General features: G+C 74.6%; 15 protein-coding genes and 1 pseudogene. 4 read left to right on the forward strand and 12 right to left on the reverse strand.

From position 1 onward, the window contains the following. Nucleotides 1–471, reverse strand: a pseudogene (locus AC2CJA_RS13905) (hypothetical protein); the annotation flags it as partial. Nucleotides 472–603: 132 nt separating this feature from the next. Here AC2CJA_RS13905 and AC2CJA_RS13910 point away from each other — a divergent pair. Together AC2CJA_RS13910 and AC2CJA_RS13915 are read left to right on the forward strand one after the other, a co-directional pair. Continuing rightward, on the forward strand, nt 604–1,386 hold the full coding sequence (locus tag AC2CJA_RS13910; RefSeq protein ID WP_484603013.1) for a hypothetical protein: 783 nt from the start codon (nt 604–606) through the stop codon (nt 1,384–1,386). Between the two features lie 177 nt (nt 1,387–1,563). Further along, nucleotides 1,564–2,319 carry a GntR family transcriptional regulator gene (locus tag AC2CJA_RS13915; protein WP_484603014.1) on the forward strand — a complete coding sequence of 252 codons (756 nt, stop codon included), beginning with the start codon at nt 1,564–1,566 and terminating at the stop codon, nt 2,317–2,319. A 66-nt stretch (nt 2,320–2,385) separates the two neighbouring features. Here the strand turns inward: AC2CJA_RS13915 and AC2CJA_RS13920 are convergent, their stop codons facing one another. The 10 genes from AC2CJA_RS13920 to AC2CJA_RS13965 all read right to left on the reverse strand — a co-directional run bounded on the left by AC2CJA_RS13920 (nt 2,386) and on the right by AC2CJA_RS13965 (nt 11,155). Then, nucleotides 2,386–2,829 carry a DUF6278 family protein gene (locus tag AC2CJA_RS13920; RefSeq protein WP_484603015.1) on the reverse strand — a complete coding sequence of 148 codons (444 nt, stop codon included), beginning with the start codon at nt 2,827–2,829 and terminating at the stop codon, nt 2,386–2,388. Nucleotides 2,830–2,886: 57 nt separating this feature from the next. Next, a complete protein-coding gene (locus AC2CJA_RS13925) occupies nt 2,887–3,669 on the reverse strand; it encodes an exodeoxyribonuclease III (protein ID WP_484603016.1) in 783 nt (260 codons plus the stop codon). Nucleotides 3,670–3,754: 85 nt separating this feature from the next. Beyond that, complete coding sequence (locus AC2CJA_RS13930) at nt 3,755–4,420, reverse strand: MBL fold metallo-hydrolase (RefSeq protein WP_484603017.1); 666 nt, start codon at nt 4,418–4,420, stop codon at nt 3,755–3,757. Between the two features lie 143 nt (nt 4,421–4,563). Then, a complete protein-coding gene (locus tag AC2CJA_RS13935) occupies nt 4,564–5,121 on the reverse strand; it encodes a hypothetical protein (protein WP_484603018.1) in 558 nt (185 codons plus the stop codon). Further along, complete coding sequence (locus AC2CJA_RS13940; protein WP_484603019.1) at nt 5,118–6,302, reverse strand: ROK family glucokinase; 1,185 nt, start codon at nt 6,300–6,302, stop codon at nt 5,118–5,120. The genes AC2CJA_RS13935 and AC2CJA_RS13940 overlap by 4 nt, the downstream gene beginning before the upstream one ends. After that, entirely contained in the window at nt 6,302–7,156 is an 855-nt protein-coding gene (locus AC2CJA_RS13945) for an ATP-binding cassette domain-containing protein (RefSeq protein ID WP_484603020.1), read from the reverse strand. The genes AC2CJA_RS13940 and AC2CJA_RS13945 overlap by 1 nt, the downstream gene beginning before the upstream one ends. Next, a complete protein-coding gene (locus AC2CJA_RS13950; RefSeq protein ID WP_484603021.1) occupies nt 7,153–8,193 on the reverse strand; it encodes an ABC transporter permease in 1,041 nt (346 codons plus the stop codon). Before AC2CJA_RS13950 ends, AC2CJA_RS13945 begins: the two co-directional genes overlap by 4 nt. Next, entirely contained in the window at nt 8,190–9,230 is a 1,041-nt protein-coding gene (locus AC2CJA_RS13955; RefSeq protein ID WP_484603022.1) for a sugar ABC transporter substrate-binding protein, read from the reverse strand. Before AC2CJA_RS13955 ends, AC2CJA_RS13950 begins: the two co-directional genes overlap by 4 nt. 205 nt (nt 9,231–9,435) lie before the next feature. Next, nucleotides 9,436–10,638: a cytochrome P450 family protein gene (locus tag AC2CJA_RS13960; RefSeq protein ID WP_484603023.1), complete on the reverse strand. Its 1,203-nt coding sequence runs from the start codon at nt 10,636–10,638 to the stop codon at nt 9,436–9,438. Nucleotides 10,639–10,840: 202 nt separating this feature from the next. Next, on the reverse strand, nt 10,841–11,155 hold the full coding sequence (locus tag AC2CJA_RS13965) for a DUF5955 family protein (protein ID WP_484603024.1): 315 nt from the start codon (nt 11,153–11,155) through the stop codon (nt 10,841–10,843). Nucleotides 11,156–11,819: 664 nt separating this feature from the next. Here AC2CJA_RS13965 and AC2CJA_RS13970 point away from each other — a divergent pair. Next, nucleotides 11,820–12,284, forward strand: a complete 465-nt coding sequence (locus AC2CJA_RS13970) for a nuclear transport factor 2 family protein (protein ID WP_484603025.1) — start codon at nt 11,820–11,822, stop codon at nt 12,282–12,284. Between the two features lie 62 nt (nt 12,285–12,346). On the opposite strand, the gene AC2CJA_RS13975 is transcribed toward AC2CJA_RS13970, so the two are convergent. Next, the gene (locus AC2CJA_RS13975; RefSeq protein ID WP_484603026.1) at nt 12,347–13,810 is read right to left on the reverse strand and encodes an NCS2 family permease; all 1,464 of its coding nucleotides are present in this window, start codon (nt 13,808–13,810) and stop codon (nt 12,347–12,349) included. Between the two features lie 357 nt (nt 13,811–14,167). On the opposite strand from AC2CJA_RS13975, the gene AC2CJA_RS13980 reads away from it, so the two are divergent. Next, nucleotides 14,168–15,288 (forward strand): PucR family transcriptional regulator ligand-binding domain-containing protein (locus AC2CJA_RS13980; RefSeq protein WP_484603027.1); only part of this gene is annotated, 1,121 nt, incomplete at its 3' end.

Consider the following 15,288-nt stretch of genomic DNA (forward strand, 5'->3'; position numbering starts at 1 on the left):
GGCGTCGGCCGCCTGGCCGCCCGCCGTCAGCGCGCGGGCCAGGACCTGTTCGCGGTGGGCCGCGTGCCGCTGCTCGCGCAGTGTCCGCACCAGCACCTCCCGCAGTTCGGCGGCCCGCCTCCGCGGATCGCCGGCCGCCTCGTCGCAGGCGGCGAGCGACGCCAGGTACAGCGTCCTCAGCCATGCGGCCCGGGGGCGCGCCCGCCGGGGGCCCCGGCGGGCGGTGAGGTCGTCCAGCAGGGAGGCGACCACATCCCACGGCGGGATACGGCGGCCCGCCAGGCAGGCGGCCAGCCCTTCGGGGTCGCGCCGGGCGAAGACCCCGTACCATCCGGCGACCGGGTCGAGTTCGGCGGTGAGCGCGGTGAGCGCGGCGGCGAACTCGGCGGCCTCGGGCAGGTCCGGACCGCCGGGCACGTCGAGGCCGGCAGCGGCCCGGTGGATACTGCCGGTCGGTTGCGGCACTGGCATGGGGCCATGGCACACCGGCTGTGTTTCATCGGCTGTCACCGCCGTGCTACGAACAGTTTTCGTGTCTCCCCCGCCTCCTCCCTCTTGTCATGTTTCGAACAGAGTCACCATCCGGCGATACGCTTCCGCCCCATGGACGACAACCTGCGCGACATCGTGCTGGGCGTGCTCGCGGCCGGCATCACCACCTCGCTCGGCTGGTTCGGCCGCACCTGCCTGTGGCGCCGCGCACTCCGCCGCAAGCAGCGCTTCTTCGGCCTGCCGGAGCACTCCGAGTGCCTGCTGGTGGTCGGACGCAAGGCCGCCACGGGGGAGGGCGCCGTCTCCCGCGACGACGTGTTCGCCCTGCTGGAGCTGTCCGCCCTGGTCAAGGAGTGCGGCGCGAACGCGCGGGTGCTGTCGCACGAGAACGTCCGCCAGGGCTTCGGCGAGCGGACCGAGTTCTGCGTGGGAGGCCCGGCGGCGAACCGGCGGACGGCGGCCCATCTCCACTCCCTGCTGCCGGGGGTGCGGATCGACACCGATCCCGAACCGGGGCCGGACCAGGTCGTGTTCACCATCGGCGGCGAGCGCTACCGGATGGAGAGGGGGTCGGTGGAGTACGTCCTGCTCGCCCGGCTCACCGCGGGCGAGGGTTCCCACCCGGTCTTCGTGCTCTGCGGTCAGCGGGCCGTCACCAGCCAGGCGGCCGCCCGGCATCTCGCCCGCCACCACACCCGGCTGGCCCGCAAGCACGGCGCCGACGGCGACTTCTGCCTGCTGCTGAAGGTGGTCAACTCCCAGGCGTACGGACCCGATGTCGTCGAAACGGTCGCGGACGTCACCCGGGCCGCCCTCACCGCGCCGTCGGAGCCCGCACCCGTCCCCCCACCCGCCCGCCGCCAGCACCGGGCACGTGGCCGGACCGGGAGCTGACCCGGTCAAGCAGCGGATTGCGCAAGGAGTTTGCGGAACCGGGTACCGATGTCGCCGAGGTGTTCCCGATGATGTTGCCCACGACGCCTCGTGCGGCAATGGCCCCCTCCTAACCTGTTGGACCAGGCGAGGAGAGTGTTCCCACCCCGCAGGCGGCAGCACGGAGAGGAGTCCCGGATGGGCGACAGCAGACCGGTCTACCAGCGGATCGCCGACGATCTGCGGCAGCGGATCGACGAGGGGATCCTGGCCGTGGGCTCCCGTATCCCCTCGCGTTCGGAGCTGAAACGCACCTACGCCGCCAGCGACCAGACCGTGGACCGGGCGGTGCGCGTGCTGAAGGCCGCCGGCTACGCGGAGGGGCAGTTCGGACGCGGGGTCTTCGTCACCGACCGCAGCCCCGTCGGCAGTCTGCTGCGCACCGGCGAGACGGCGGACTCCCCGTTCGCGGCCCGGCTGCTCACCGGCTCCCCGGCCACCCGCTCGCTGCTGTGGGAGGCCACCTCCACCACCACCGGGGCCCCGCCGCGGATAGCCGAGCGGCTGGGGATCGACGCGGGCGGCCGGGTGGTGTGCACGCGGTACGAGTACCTCGCCGACCGGCGCCCGCTCCAGCTCGCCACCAGCTGGGAGCCACTGGCCCTCACCGAGGGCACCGAGGTCGTCTTCCCCGAGCGCGGCCCGTACGCCCGGCGCGGGGTGCGCGAGCGGTTCGCGGCCATCGGCCTCCCCGTGGCGCGGGCCACCGAGCTGGTCGGCTCGCGGTCGGCCACCAGCGCGGAGTCGCGGGCTCTGGGGTGCTCCCCCGGGCAGTGCGTGACGGTCATCGAGCGCACCCACCACACGGCGGACGGCCGGGCCGTGGAGACCTCCGACATCGTGGTGCGCGCGGACCGGTGGCGGCTGGAGTACCGCATCGACTTCCCCGGCTGACGGCCCGGCACGCGACCGGGCGGGCGGGCGGGGCGGACCGGCCGGCTCACGCCCGGCCGGCGGCCGTCACGCCTCGGAGGCCTCCGCGTACATCTGCGACAGCTCCGGTGTGCCGCCGAGCGCCCACTCGTGGCCCGCCGCCACCACGTCCAGCTCCCGGCCGGAGGCCAGCCGCACCACCGGCCGGCCGTTCGGCCACACCTGCCACCTCGCGCCCGGCACCGTGCGGACGACGACGGTGCCCAGGTACAGGCCCGCGTCGTTGCCCAGCCAGGTCAGCGCCTCGGGGTCCTCGTCGCGCCAGCGCGGCAGCAGCTGGTCGAGGGCCGCCAGCGCCCCGGGCGTGTCCTCCAGCTCGATCCCCGCCGATTCGGCCTGTCTGCGCAGCAGTTCGCACTCGGACAGCAGCTGCGCCACTCCCTCGGCGTCGTGGGGGGCGGACTGCATCACCGCCACTGCGCGGGACATGCCGTGCCGCTTGCGCCAGTTGTCCAGGAAGGGGATGTTCATACGCCTCAGCGTGACATCAACGGCGCGGTGAACGGCACAAGGCACGCGGGCGGACGCTCACACCTCCAGGTCGACGACGACCGGGGCGTGGTCCGAGGCGCCCTTGCCCTTGCGCTCCTCGCGGTCGACGTAGGCGTCCTTCACCGCCGACTCGAAGGCCGGGTCGCCGTAGACCAGGTCGATGCGCATGCCCTTGTTCTTGGGGAAGCCGAGCCGGCGGTAGTCCCAGTAGGTGTAGGGGCGGTCGTACTTCAGCGGGCGCGGCACGACGTCGGCCAGGCCCGCCTCGCGCAGCCCGGCCAGCGCCTCGCGCTCGGCCGGGGTGACGTGCGTGGAGCCCTCGAAGACGGCGGGGTCGTGGACGTCCTCGTCGGTCGGCGCGACGTTGTAGTCGCCGAGGACGGCGAAGGGCCGCTCCCCCTGCCCCGACTCCCTCACCACCAGCTCCCGCAGCGCGGCGAACCACCGGAGCTTGTACTCGAAGTGCGGGTGGCCCACCTCGCGGCCGTTGGGCACGTACACCGACCACACCCGCACCCCGCCGCAGGTGGCGCCTGCCGCGCGGGGCTCGGTGACGCCCTCGTAGTCGGGCCCCCCGGGCAGTCCGATCACCGGATCCTCCAGGCCCACCCGGGACAGCACCGCCACCCCGTTCCACCGGCCCGAGGCGTTGACCGCGGCCTCGTAGCCCAGTTCGCGCAGCGGTTCGGCCGGGAACGCCTCCGCCGTGCACTTCAGCTCCTGCAGGCACAGCACGTCCGTGCCACTGCTCTCCAGCCAGGCCAGCAGCCGCTCGAGTCGTGAGGTGATCGAGTTGACGTTCCAGGTGGCGATACGCATGGCAGCGAATCTACCGCCCGGCGCCGACAACCGGCGGGCGGCTGTCGGCGGCCGGCCGCCGGCGGGGCGCTCCTTCCGGCGGGGCTCAGCCCTGCCGCAGTACGACGCTCTGCCCGGGCTCCAGCCGGGTGTGCTCCGCGCCGGCGGTGCCGGGGCCGTCCGGGCCGAGGAGACGGCCGTAGACCAGATGCCCGAAGTCCGACAGCAGCCCGTCGTGGACGTCGTACGCCACGCGCGGCCGTACCTCGCGCACGTAGTCGACGACCTCGGCGACCTTGCTCCAGGGGGCGTGCACCGGCAGCAGCAGGGTGTCCACCGGGCGGCCGGGGACGGTCAGGGCGTCGCCGGGGTGGAAGACGGTGCCGGCGCCGTCCGCGGTGACGGCGTAGCCGACGTTGGTGACGCGCGGGATGTCGGGGTGGATGACGGCGTGCAGCTCGCCGTGCGCCTCCACCTCGAAGCCGGCGGCGGTGAAGGCGTCGCCGCCGCCGACGGTGTGGACGCGTCCGGGGAAGGCGGCCGAGATCCGTTCGGCGACGCTGCGCAGGGTCCAGATCCCGGCGGCCGGGTTCGCCTCCAGCGCGGCGCGCAGCCGGCTCTCGTCGAAGTGGTCGGGGTGCTCGTGGGTGACCAGGATCGCGTCGGCGCCGACGGCGGCGTCCGCCTCGCTGAAGCCGCCCGGGTCGATGACGAGCGTGCGTCCTTCGCGGTGCAGGGCGACGCAGGCGTGGCCCTTCTTGGTGAGCTCCATGGGGTCATTGTGCTGTCCGCCCGCGATCTCCGCCGCGAGGTCCCGACCGCGCCCCGGAACCTGTCACGGGGTCCGGCCGCGGGGGTCCTCCCCCGGCGCCCGCGGTGCCGGCGGGGCTCGCGAGGCGGCCGGCGGCCGGTTCGTCAGAACTCGACCGTGGAGACCGCGTAGACCCGCAGGCGGTCCTCGCTGGTGATGTCCACGGTGACCGCCAGGTCGGGCCGCTCGCCGGGCCGCTCGATCCTGGCGCCCGCGTAGCGGCGGCCGGGGGCGTCGAGCTCCCAGCCCACCGTCCGCGCCTGCCGCCCGGTGACCCCGGAGGCGCCCTCGCGCAGGGCGCCCGGCTCCCCTCCGGCCTCCTCGATGAACCTCTCCAGGCCCTGCCGGGAGGTGCGGAACTGCACGTAGAAGGAGCTGCGCTGCCAGCTGTTGGCCTCGTAGTGCGCCACGTAGCTGGCCCCGCCGGGCACGGGCATCTCGTAGACGCGGCTCTCCAGCTTGCTGGGCCACTGCCACACCAGGCCGGTGGCGGCGGCGGCGCGCTGCTTGTCCTTGCCGCTGTCGCGGCTCTGGTAGGCGGAGAGCACCAGGTAGCCGGCGGGTACGGCGATCAGCAGCACCACGATGACCGCGGCCAGCCAGCGGTGCCTGGGCCGGTGCGGCGGGGTCCCGGGCTGCGGCAGGGGCACGGCGGCGGTCAACGGCCCGCCCCCCATCCGCGCGAGGGCAGCAGGCCCGCCCCGGCCCGCTCGTACCGCTCCACCCGGCGGCGGTTGGCGCGGCGGAAGCGGCGGGCGACCAGCCGGGCGAGGTCGGCGGCCCCGACCATGCCGGCCTCCGGGCCGAGTTCGGCGCGCGCGATACGGGCCTCGGGGCGGTAGCCGCGGCCGGTGAGGTGGCGGCGGAAGGCGTCCCGGGCGGGGCCGATCAGCAGTTCGTCGGCGGCACTGACCCCGCCGCCGACGACGAAGCAGGAGGGGTCCAGCGCGGCGGCCAGGTTGGCGATGCCCACGCCGAGCCACTCGCCGATCTCCTGGAGGAGCTCGGTGCACATCGCGTCGCCCTCGCGGGCCAGTCCGGTGATCAGCGGCCCGGTGATCTCGCGGACGTTGCCGCCGACGCGGTCGATGATCCCGTACGCGACCGGCGACTCGGCCGCCGCCAGCTCGCGGGCCTCGCGCACCAGGGCGTTGCCGGAGCTGTACTGCTCCCAGCAACCGCGGTTGCCACAGGGGCAGCGGTGGCCGCCGGGCACGACCTGCATGTGGCCGAACTCCCCGGCCACCCCGTACCTGCCCCGCTTGACCTGGCCGTCCTCGAGTATGGCGCCGCCGATGCCGGTGCCCAGGGTGATCATGACGAGGTGGTCCTCGCCGCGGCCGGCGCCGAAGCGCCACTCGCCCCAGGCGGCGGTGTTGGCGTCGTTGTCGACCATGACGGGCACGGCCAGACGGGCGGTCAGCGCGTCGCGCAGCGGCTCGTCGCGCCAGGCCAGATGGGGGGCGAACAGCACCCGGGAGCGGTCGGCGTCCACCCAGCCGGCCGCGCCGATGCCGACGGCGTGCACGTCGTGGCGGTCGGAGAGGTCCAGGACCAGCTCGGCGATGGTGTCCTCGACGACCTGCGGGCTCTTGGACTTGTCGGGGGTCTCGGCCCGGACCTTCTCCAGGATGCGGCCGTCGGCGTCGACGACGCCCGCCATCACCTTGGTACCGCCGATGTCGATGCCCACCGTGGGCACGCGCGGAGCGGAGACGTAGGAGCGCCGCTCGCGCGTGGCCACGGCCCTGAACACCGTCGCTCTGGCGGTCGCCCTGGCACTCGTCCCGGCGGCAGCCGATCCGGCAGGGCCCCGGTGCACCCGGTCACGGTACGTACTCATCACCGTCGATTGTGCCCTACCCGGGCCCCGCCGCCCGGTTCCGAGGGACGGGTGCGCGCCAGTTCGTGGCCGAGCCGGTCCAGCTCGCCGCCGCCCGCCATCTGGCGGGCCAGTTCGTCCAGACCGATCTCCTCGCGGGCGTGGCTGCCGGCCATGGAGCCGCGCCTGAGCAGGACGAACCGGTCGCCGACCAGATGGGCGTGGTGGGGGTTGTGGGTGACCAGCACGACGCCCAGCCCCTGGTCGCGGGCGGCGGCGACGTAGCGCAGGACCACTCCGGCCTGTTTGACGCCGAGGGCCGCGGTCGGCTCGTCCAGGACGATCACCCGGGCACCGGAGTGGACGGCGCGGGCGATGGCGACCGACTGCCGCTCACCGCCGGAGAGGGTGCCGATGGGCTGGTCCACGTCGCGCAGGTCGATGCCCATGCGCAGCAGGGCATCGCGGGTGGTGCGGCGCATGCCGGCGGTGTCCAGGCGCCGGAGGGGGCCGCGCCCGGTGACGGGCTCGGAACCGAGGAAGAAATTGCGCCACACCGGCATCAGCGGGACGACCGCCAGGTCCTGGTAGACGGTGGCGATGCCGCGGTCGAGGGCTTCGCGGGGGGAGGCGAGGCGGACCTCCTCGCCGTCGACGCGGAAGGCGCCGGCGTCGTGCCGGTGCAGCCCGGAGACGATCTTGATGAGGGTCGACTTGCCGGCGCCGTTGTCGCCGAGCACGCAGACGACCTCGCCCGGGCGGACCGCCAGTGACACGCCCTCCAGCGCGGTCACGTTGCCGTAGCGCTTGCCGACGCCGGCCAGCTCCACCAGCGGCGCGGGCGCGCCGTCCGGCGTCGTGGGTGACTCGTTCACGAGGAGGCCTCCGCCCGCTTGCGGATCCACAGGTTGAGCAGTGTGGCGAGCAGCAGCATCGCCCCGAGGAAGAACTTGAACCAGTTGGGGTCCCACTGGGCGTAGACGATGCCCTTGCTGGTCATGCCGAAGATCAGGGCGCCGACGGCGGCGCCGGCCGCCGAGCCGCGGCCGCCGGTGAGCAGGCAGCCGCCGATGACGGCCGCGGCGATGTAGATCAGCTCGTTGCCCACGCCCTCGCCGGACTGCACGGCGTCGTAGGTGAACAGCAGGTGCTGGCCGGAGATCCAGGCGGCCAGGGCCACGCCCGCGTAGAGGCCGATCCGGACGCGGTCGACGGGAACGCCGACCGCGCGGGCGGCCTCCGCGTTGCCGCCGGTGGCGAAGACCCAGTTGCCCGCCCTGGTCCGCAGCAGGATCCAGGTGGCCGCCGCGACCAGCACGAGCCACCACAGGATGGTGATCCGCAGCTGGACGCCGCCGACGGTGATGTGGGAGGCGAAGACCGCCCGGGCGGAGGCGAAGCCCTCCATGTCGCCGATCGCCTTGGTGGAGACCGTGCCGCCGATCAGTTTGGTGAGGCCGAGGTTGAGGCCGGTGAGCATCAGGAAGGTGCCCAGGGTGATGATGAAGCTCGGCAGGCGGGTGCGGGTGAGCGTCCAGCCGTTGAAGAAGCCGATCGCGAGGGTGACCAGCAACGACACCGCGACGCCGGCCCAGGTGTTCGCCGTCGTCTGGTAGCTGAACATCGAGGACACCAGCGCCGAGCTGGTCACCATCACGCCCGCCGACAGGTCGAACTCCCCGCCGATCATCAGCAGCGCCACCGGCACCGCCATGATGCCGATGGTGGAGGAGGCGTACAGGACGGTGCCCAGTCCGGCGGGGCGCAGGAAGCTGTCGGCGGCGAGGGCGAAGAAGACCAGGACGGCCGCGGCGCCGACCACCGCGCCCAGCTCGGGGCGGGCCAGCAGGCGCCGCGCCACCGGGCCGCGCACGGCGGTGTCCTTCGCCGGGGCCGCGGGAACGGCGGTCACCGGGTGCCCCGCTCGGTGTACTTCTCCAGGTCCGCGGCGTCCTCCCCGGTCACCAGCTGCGGACCGGTGAGGACCGGCCGTCCGCCGCCGAGCATGTTGCCGTTGTAGCGGTGCAGCCACAGCAGGTCGACGGCCTCGTAGCCCTGGAGGTAGGGCTGCTGGTCGACGGCGAAGCCGATCGTTTCGTCCCGCAGGCCGGCGGCCACCTGGGCGTTGAGGTCGAAGGTGTTGACCTCGACGTCGCCGCCCGCACGCTCCACGGCCCTGGCGGCGGTGGCGGCGAAGGGGGCGCCGAGGGTGACGACGGTGTCCACGTCCCGGTCGGACTGGAGCTCGGCCTCGACGGAGGACTCCACGGAGGGCATGTTGGTGCCGTCCACGTAGAGGTTCTCCACCTCGCCCTCGAAGGCCTTCCGCACTCCGTCGCAGCGCTCCTCGTGGCCGACGTTGCCCTGCTCGTGGACGACGCACAGGGCCTTGCCGTGGCCGCGCTCGTTCAGCTCCTCGCCGACCGCCTCACCGGCGACGGACTCGTCCTGGCCGATGTGGGCGAGGGCGCCGAGGGCGGCCGACTCGTCCTGGCCGGAGTTGACCGTGACCACCGGTATGCCGGCCTTCACCGCCTTGCGCACCACCGCCTCCATGGCCTCGGGCTTGGCGAGGGTGACGATCAGCCCGTCCACCTTCTGGTCGATGGCGGTCTGGACGAGCTGGGCCTGGCGGCCGGCCTCCCTGTCGTGGGAGTAGAGGAACTCCACGTTGTCCTTGACGGCCGCCTGCTCGGCGCCGCCGCGGACGATGTCCCAGTAGGTGTCGCCGTCTCCCGAGTGGGTGACCATGGCGAACGTCCAGCGCGGGGTGTCCACCGCCGCGCGGCCTCCGGCGCGCCCGCGCTCCTCCTCGGCCCGCTTCCCGCCGGTGCTGCTGCATCCGGCCAGGGCGAGCGCGAGGACCGCCGCCGACACCGTGGCCCTCGTCCGTATGCCGGCTCGTGCGCCGGTCCGTACGCCCTTGCGTACCCCTCCTGCCGTGGCCACGCGGTTTCCGCCCTCTCGCTGCGTGAAGTACCGGCCTGGCGGCCGGTTCCGTGCCGTGCCGGGGCGCGGGCGGTGCCCGGCCCCGGCCGCACAAGTATCCGTCACCGCAGCTCACGCGGGGAGCGGGGGTCGGACGGGAGGGGCCGGCGGTGCGGGTGGGACGGAAGGGGCGTGCGGGGTGCGTGGGACGAGTCCCCGCGAGCCCTCAGAAGCGCACCGGCAGACGGTGCGGGCCGCGGATGAGCACGCCCTGCCGCCAGGAGACGGCCGCGGGGTGGATGTCGAGGGCCAGGTCCGGGCAGCGCTCCAGCAGCGCGCGGACGGCGACGCGGCCCTCCAGCCGGGCCAGCGGGGCGCCCAGGCAGTGGTGGATGCCGTGCCCGAAGGCGAGGTGGCCGCGGGATTCGCGGCGGATGTCGAAGCGTCCGGGCTCCGCGAAGCGCCCCGGGTCGCGGTTGGCGTCGGCGAGGGCCGCCAGCACCAGTTCCCCGCCGCCGGGGATCACCGTCCCGCCGATCTCGACGGGCCCGGTGGTGAAGCGGTAGGTGGGCGTCTCGACCGGGCCGTCGTAGCGCAGCATCTCCTCGACCGCGCCCTCGGCCAGGGAGGGGTCCGAGCGCAGCAGCGCGAGCTGGTCGGGGTGGGTGAGCAGGGCGAGAGTGCCGTTCGCGATCAGGTTGACGGTGGTCTCGTGGCCCGCGACGAGCAGCAGCCAGGCCATGCCGAGCAGTTCCTCGGGCGACAGCCGGTCGCCGTCCTCGTCGGCGGTGTGCAGCAGGGCGCTCAGCAGGTCCTCGCCGGGCCGCCGCCGCTTCTTCTCCAGCAGCTCGGTCAGGTACGTGGTGACGGCCTCGTTCGCGGCCCGCTTCTCCTTAAAGTCCGCGTCCCCGACGGCGGTGGCCGACCAGGCCCGGAAGGCGTCCCGGTCCAGGAACGGCACGCCCAGCAGCTCGCAGATGACCGTGATGGGCAGCGGGAAGGCGTAGGCGTCCACCAGGTCGGCCCGCCGGTCCGGCTCCTTCAGCATCACGTCCAGCAGGCCGTCGGCGATCTCCCGCACCCTCGGCTCCAGGGAGGCCGTGCGCCGCGCGGTGAACTCGCGGGCGACCAGCCTGCGCAGCCTGGTGTGGTCCGGCGGATCGGTGCTGAGCATGCTGACCCCGGCCGCCGGGGAGCCCGCCGGCAGGGCGGGCGAGGCGTTGCTCCAGTGCTTGGACAGACGCGGGTCGGCCAGAACGGCCCGCGCCTCCTCGTATCCGACGACCAGCCACGCCTCCGGGCCCTCGGGCAACCGCACCCGGTGGACCGGGCCGCGGGCCCGCAGCTCGGCGTAGACGGGGTAGGGGTCGCGGGCGAAGTCCTCGCCCAGGGAGGCCAGATCGACCGGTGCCCGCTCCCGCGTACTCATCCGCGCCTCCCCCTGTACGGCCCTCCGTGTACGCGGCCCGCCGCCGATGATGCCAGCGGGAGGTCTTCCGGCGACACCGTTATCCGGCCAGGCGGGCCGGTGGGCCGCGGATGGGCCGAAAAGGACCGCCGGAGCCGTACGGACCGCCCGGCGGCGCGCCGGTCCGCTCCCGCGGCCACCGGGGCACGGGGGGCGTACCCCCTCAGGACGTCGGCCCGCCGAACAGCTCGACGGCCTTGCGCACCTCCGCCAGCGCCCCGGCCAGCGCACTGACCGAACCGATCGCCCCCGCGATCAGGAGCAGCGACTGGCGCAGCCGGACGACCTCGGGGGCACCCGCGCGGAGCGCGGCGTCCACGGCGGCCAGTTCGTCCTCGGCTATCTGCCGGTCCGCCAGTTGTCCGCGGTAACCGGCGAGTTCCCGGTGCAGGCGGGCCACGGCCCGCCGCAGTGCGATGACCCGCGGGTCGTCCTGTCCGTGGACGACCGTCCGGCGTCCTACCGCTTCTTTCCGCAACGCAGCTCCCCCCACACGGATGCTGTGTTCGTCGTCTGTCGTCGTTCGCCGTCGTACTCCGTCTTGCCGTTCCCGGTCCCCCGCGGCTCACCGCGCCGTCCCGCCGCCACTCCGCGGCCGTACGGACTCGTGACCCGGCCCCTCCCGGCGGTGTGCGGCCGGGGAAGGGTGCGCACAGTAAACGCCACTCTCCGCACATCGCGCTACACGGAGGGCGAGACTCAGGGCATGGTTCAGGCCGACGGGATCGGCCGGGCCCGGCGCACGAACCGCAGGCGGCGGCGGGTCCTGCGGCCCGGCCGCGTGCCGCCCGGTGGTGGATGCGGGACGGATCACCGGACGAACATGACCGGAATTCGATCCTCCGCTCCGCCGCCTCCACCGGCTCTCCGCCCGCGCCGCGGGCGTGCTCCACCACCGAAGGGGGCCGCGGAACGGGGTGACGGGGGCGCGGCGCCCCCGCTCCCGCGGCCGTCCGGCCGGAGGCGGTACGGCGAGCGCCGTGCCGCCGTGAGCACCTCTGCACCGCGCCCTCCCGCCCGTGCCGCCGCTCCGCACCGGCGGCCCGCGCCGGCCTCCGCCGGAATCCGTTTAATCAAGTTTGACCAGTGAGGCGGCGGGCGTTACCCTCCTCGATCTAGTCAAGTTTGACGAATGGAGAGCCTTGTCCCAGGACACCGAGACCGCCGCGGCCCTGACCGGCTACACCCCGACCGAGGAGGACCTGCGGAGCCTGGAGGAGTGGTTCGCCGCCTATGACGAACTCGCCTCCTCGCCCACCCCGGAGCACATCGAGCGCATGGCCGACATGGCCGTCTTCCCGCTCAACCTGGTGACCGACGGTTCGGACGGCGACGGCCGGACGGCCCAGTGGGACCGGCGGCGGTACACCGGGACGATGAACGCGGTGATGGGCGGCGGCGGAGAGATCCGCTTCGAGTCGGCGCGCACCCCCTTCCTCCTCTCCTCCCGCCTCGCCGTGGTCTTCACCGACTCGGTGATGACCGCGGGAGGCGAGGAGCACCGCATGCGCTACGCCGACGTCCTGGTGCGCCGGGGCGGGGTCTGGCGCTTCCAGACGATGATCCAGAGCGGCTGGGCCGAGATGGTGGAGGAGCCGCGGGGCTGACGGCCTCCTCCCGGTGCGGTGCCGGGCCGTGGTCGTCCGGCCGGGCCCGGCACCGCACCGGCTCACCCCTGCGCCCCTCCTGTGCCGTCCACCGCGAAGTGGACGAGGAAGACCGCCGTCAGCAGCCACATCAGCGGCCCCGGCTCCCGCCAGCGCCCCACCGCCGTCCGCACGGCGGTGTAGGCGATGACGCCGGCGCCGATGCCGGTGGTGACGGAGTAGGTGAAGGGCATCAGGACGACGGTGAGGAAGACGGGGATCGCCGTGGTGCGGTCGGCCCAGTCCACGTACCGCGAGTTCTGCATCATCATCGCGCCGATGACGACCAGCGCGGCGGAGGCCACCTGGCCGGGCACGATCAGCGCCAGCGGGGTGAACAGCAGCGCCGCCGCGAACAGCAGCCCGGTGACGACGGCGGAGAGCCCCGTACGCGCGCCCTCGCCCACCCCCGTGGCCGACTCGATGAAGACCGTCTGGCCCGACGCGCTCGCCACGCCGCCGACCACCCCGCCCGCGCCGTCCACCAGCAGCGCCCGGCCCAGCCCCGGCATCCGCTCCCGCTCGTCGGTGAGGCCCGCCTCGTGGCCGACGGCGATGATGGTGGCCATCGCGTCGAAGAAGCCGGCCAGCACCAGAGTGAAGACGATCATGGTGAAGCCGGTCACGCCCAGTCCCGCCAGGCCGCCGATCTCCACGTTCCCCAGCAGGCCGAAGTCGGGGGCGGAGACCAGCCGCTCGGGCGGCGCGGGGACGGCGCCGCCCCACTCCTCGTCGCCGATGCCGAAGGCCGCGGTGGCGGCCATCGAGACGGTGGTGCCGGCGGCGATGCCGATGAGGAGCGCGCCGGGCACCCCGCGGGCCAGCAGCATGAAGATCAGCAGCAGGGTGACGCAGAAGGCCAGCACCGGCCACCCGGCCAGCCGGCCGCCCTGGCCGAGGGTGACCGGGGAACCCGGTTCGCCCAGGCCGACGAAACCCGCGTTGACCAGGCCGACCATCGCGATGAACAGGCCGATGCCGATGGTGATGGCGTGCTTGAGCGCCGTCGGGATCGCGTTCATGATCCGCTCGCGCGTCCCGGTGACCACCAGCAGGATGATCACCGAGCCGTAGATCACGCACATCCCCATCGCCTGCGGCCAGCTCACCTCGGGGGCCACCTGGGTGGCCAGCACGCCCGAGACCCCCAGCCCGGCGGCCAGGGCCAGCGGAGCGCGGCCGACGACGCCCATGGCGACGGTGGTGACGGCCGCGGCCAGCGCGGTCGCGGTGATCACCTCGGCGGTCTCCAGCCGGTTCCCGTAGCGGTCGGGGACGGACAGCAGCACGGGGTTGAGCAGCAGGATGTACGCCATCGCCATGAAGGTGGTGACGCCGCCGCGCACCTCCCGCGCGACCGTGGAGCCGCGGCGGGAGATGTGGAACCAGCGGTCCACGGGCGAGCCCCCGGACGCCGGAGGGCCGGCCACCCGGGGGTCCTCGGGAGGCTCGGGCCCCCCGGGACCTCCGGGACCTCTTCGGCTCATCGGCCGCTCAGGCGCTCGGCGCCGGCGGCGAGCGCCGCCTCCCGGTCGGCGGGGCGCGGGAAGTCCATCTCGTCGGCTCTTCTCGGTCGGTCGCGGGGTCCCGCCGCCCGCGGCGGAATCCGGTGCCGGGCGGACGTACGGGGACCGGGCGGCTGCGCCCGTGTCACACCGCGCGTTCCCGCCGGCCCGGCTCGTCTCCCGGCCGGTGCGGTCACCGGCGTCGCGAAGCACCCGTACGGCCCACGACCGGGTCTTGTAGATTCGAACGAAAGCCCGTGCGGGCCGCGGGGGCACGACACGCGCCCCCGCACGAGCGGTACGGCACCAGCGGCACGGAAAGATCGGCGGACGACGACGATGCGGTTGCGCGCACTCCTGGACAGCCCCTGGCTGGGGCTGCGGCTCCTGAGCGGCGGGGAGGATCTCGACCGGCCGGTGCGGGGCGTGATGACCACCGACCTGCGCGACCCGGGCCGCTATCTGTCGGGCGGCGAGTTGGTCCTGACGGGGCTGGCCTGGCGGCGCGGCCCCGAGGACTCCGAGCCGTTCGTCCGCATCCTGGCCGCCGCGGGCGTGGCCGCGCTGGCGGCGGGCGAGGCGGAGCTGGGCCCGGTGCCCGGGGATCTGGTGGCGGCCTGCGCACGGCACCGGATGCCGCTGTTCTCGGTGGACGAGAAGGTCGCCTTCGCCACCGTCACCGAGCACGTGGTGCGGCAGGTCTCCGGCGAGCGGGCCGGCGATCTGGCCGCCGTGGTGGAGCGGCACCGGCGGCTGATGTCCCCGGGCCCGGCGGGCGGCGGCCCGGACGCGGTGCTGGACCTGCTGGGATCCGACCTGGACCTGCGGGCGTGGGTGCTCTCCCCCGCCGGCCGCCCGGTCGCCGGGGCCGGCGCGGACCGGCTGCCGGCCTCCGTCCGCACCCGCCTGGCGGGCGAGCACCTGGCGGCGCTGCGGGCGGGGCGCGCCGGCCCGTACCGCGCGGTGGCCGGCGAGACGGTGTACTCGCTGTTCCCGGTGGGCGGTCCGCCGGCCGGCGCGGAGGGTACCGACCCCCGCGAGGCGGTGCTGTCTGCGCTGTCGGGCTGGCTGCTGGTGGTGGAGGCCGACGCGGACGAGTGGCCGGCCGAGCGGCTGGACCTGCTGCACGGCGTCACCCGGCTGGTCGCGGCCGAGCGCGAGCGGCGGGACGCGGCCCGCTCGGTGGGCCGCCGCCTGGCGGGGGAGGTGCTGGAGCTGCTCCGCGCCGACGCGCCGTCGGCCGAGGTCTCCGCCCGGCTGCGGGTGACGGCCTCCGCACTGCTGCCCGGGGCCGGTGCCGCCTCCCTGTGGCAGGTGGCCGTCGCCCGGCTGGACTGGGAGGACGGTCCCGGCCCGGCCGAGGACGGGCGGGCCCGGGCCGCCGGGGCCCTGCTGGAGGAGGCGCTGGCCGGCCCGGGCGGCGGCCGGGAGGCGGCGGACCGGGTCGCGGTGGTGACGGC

The sequence above is a fragment of the Streptomyces sp. ATLC9 genome, from assembly GCF_057196705.1.

Coding starts and splice junctions, on each gene's coding strand:
- AC2CJA_RS13910 (WP_484603013.1), top strand. CDS start 604: ATGGACGACAACCTGCGCGACATCGTGCTGGGCGTGCTCGCGGCCGGC.
- AC2CJA_RS13925 (WP_484603016.1), bottom strand. CDS start 3,669: ATGCGTATCGCCACCTGGAACGTCAACTCGATCACCTCACGACTCGAG.
- AC2CJA_RS13940 (WP_484603019.1), bottom strand. CDS start 6,302: ATGAGTACGTACCGTGACCGGGTGCACCGGGGCCCTGCCGGATCGGCT.
- AC2CJA_RS13920 (WP_484603015.1), bottom strand. CDS start 2,829: ATGAACATCCCCTTCCTGGACAACTGGCGCAAGCGGCACGGCATGTCC.
- AC2CJA_RS13975 (WP_484603026.1), bottom strand. CDS start 13,810: ATGAGCCGAAGAGGTCCCGGAGGTCCCGGGGGGCCCGAGCCTCCCGAG.
- AC2CJA_RS13915 (WP_484603014.1), top strand. CDS start 1,564: ATGGGCGACAGCAGACCGGTCTACCAGCGGATCGCCGACGATCTGCGG.
- AC2CJA_RS13930 (WP_484603017.1), bottom strand. CDS start 4,420: ATGGAGCTCACCAAGAAGGGCCACGCCTGCGTCGCCCTGCACCGCGAA.
- AC2CJA_RS13960 (WP_484603023.1), bottom strand. CDS start 10,638: ATGAGTACGCGGGAGCGGGCACCGGTCGATCTGGCCTCCCTGGGCGAG.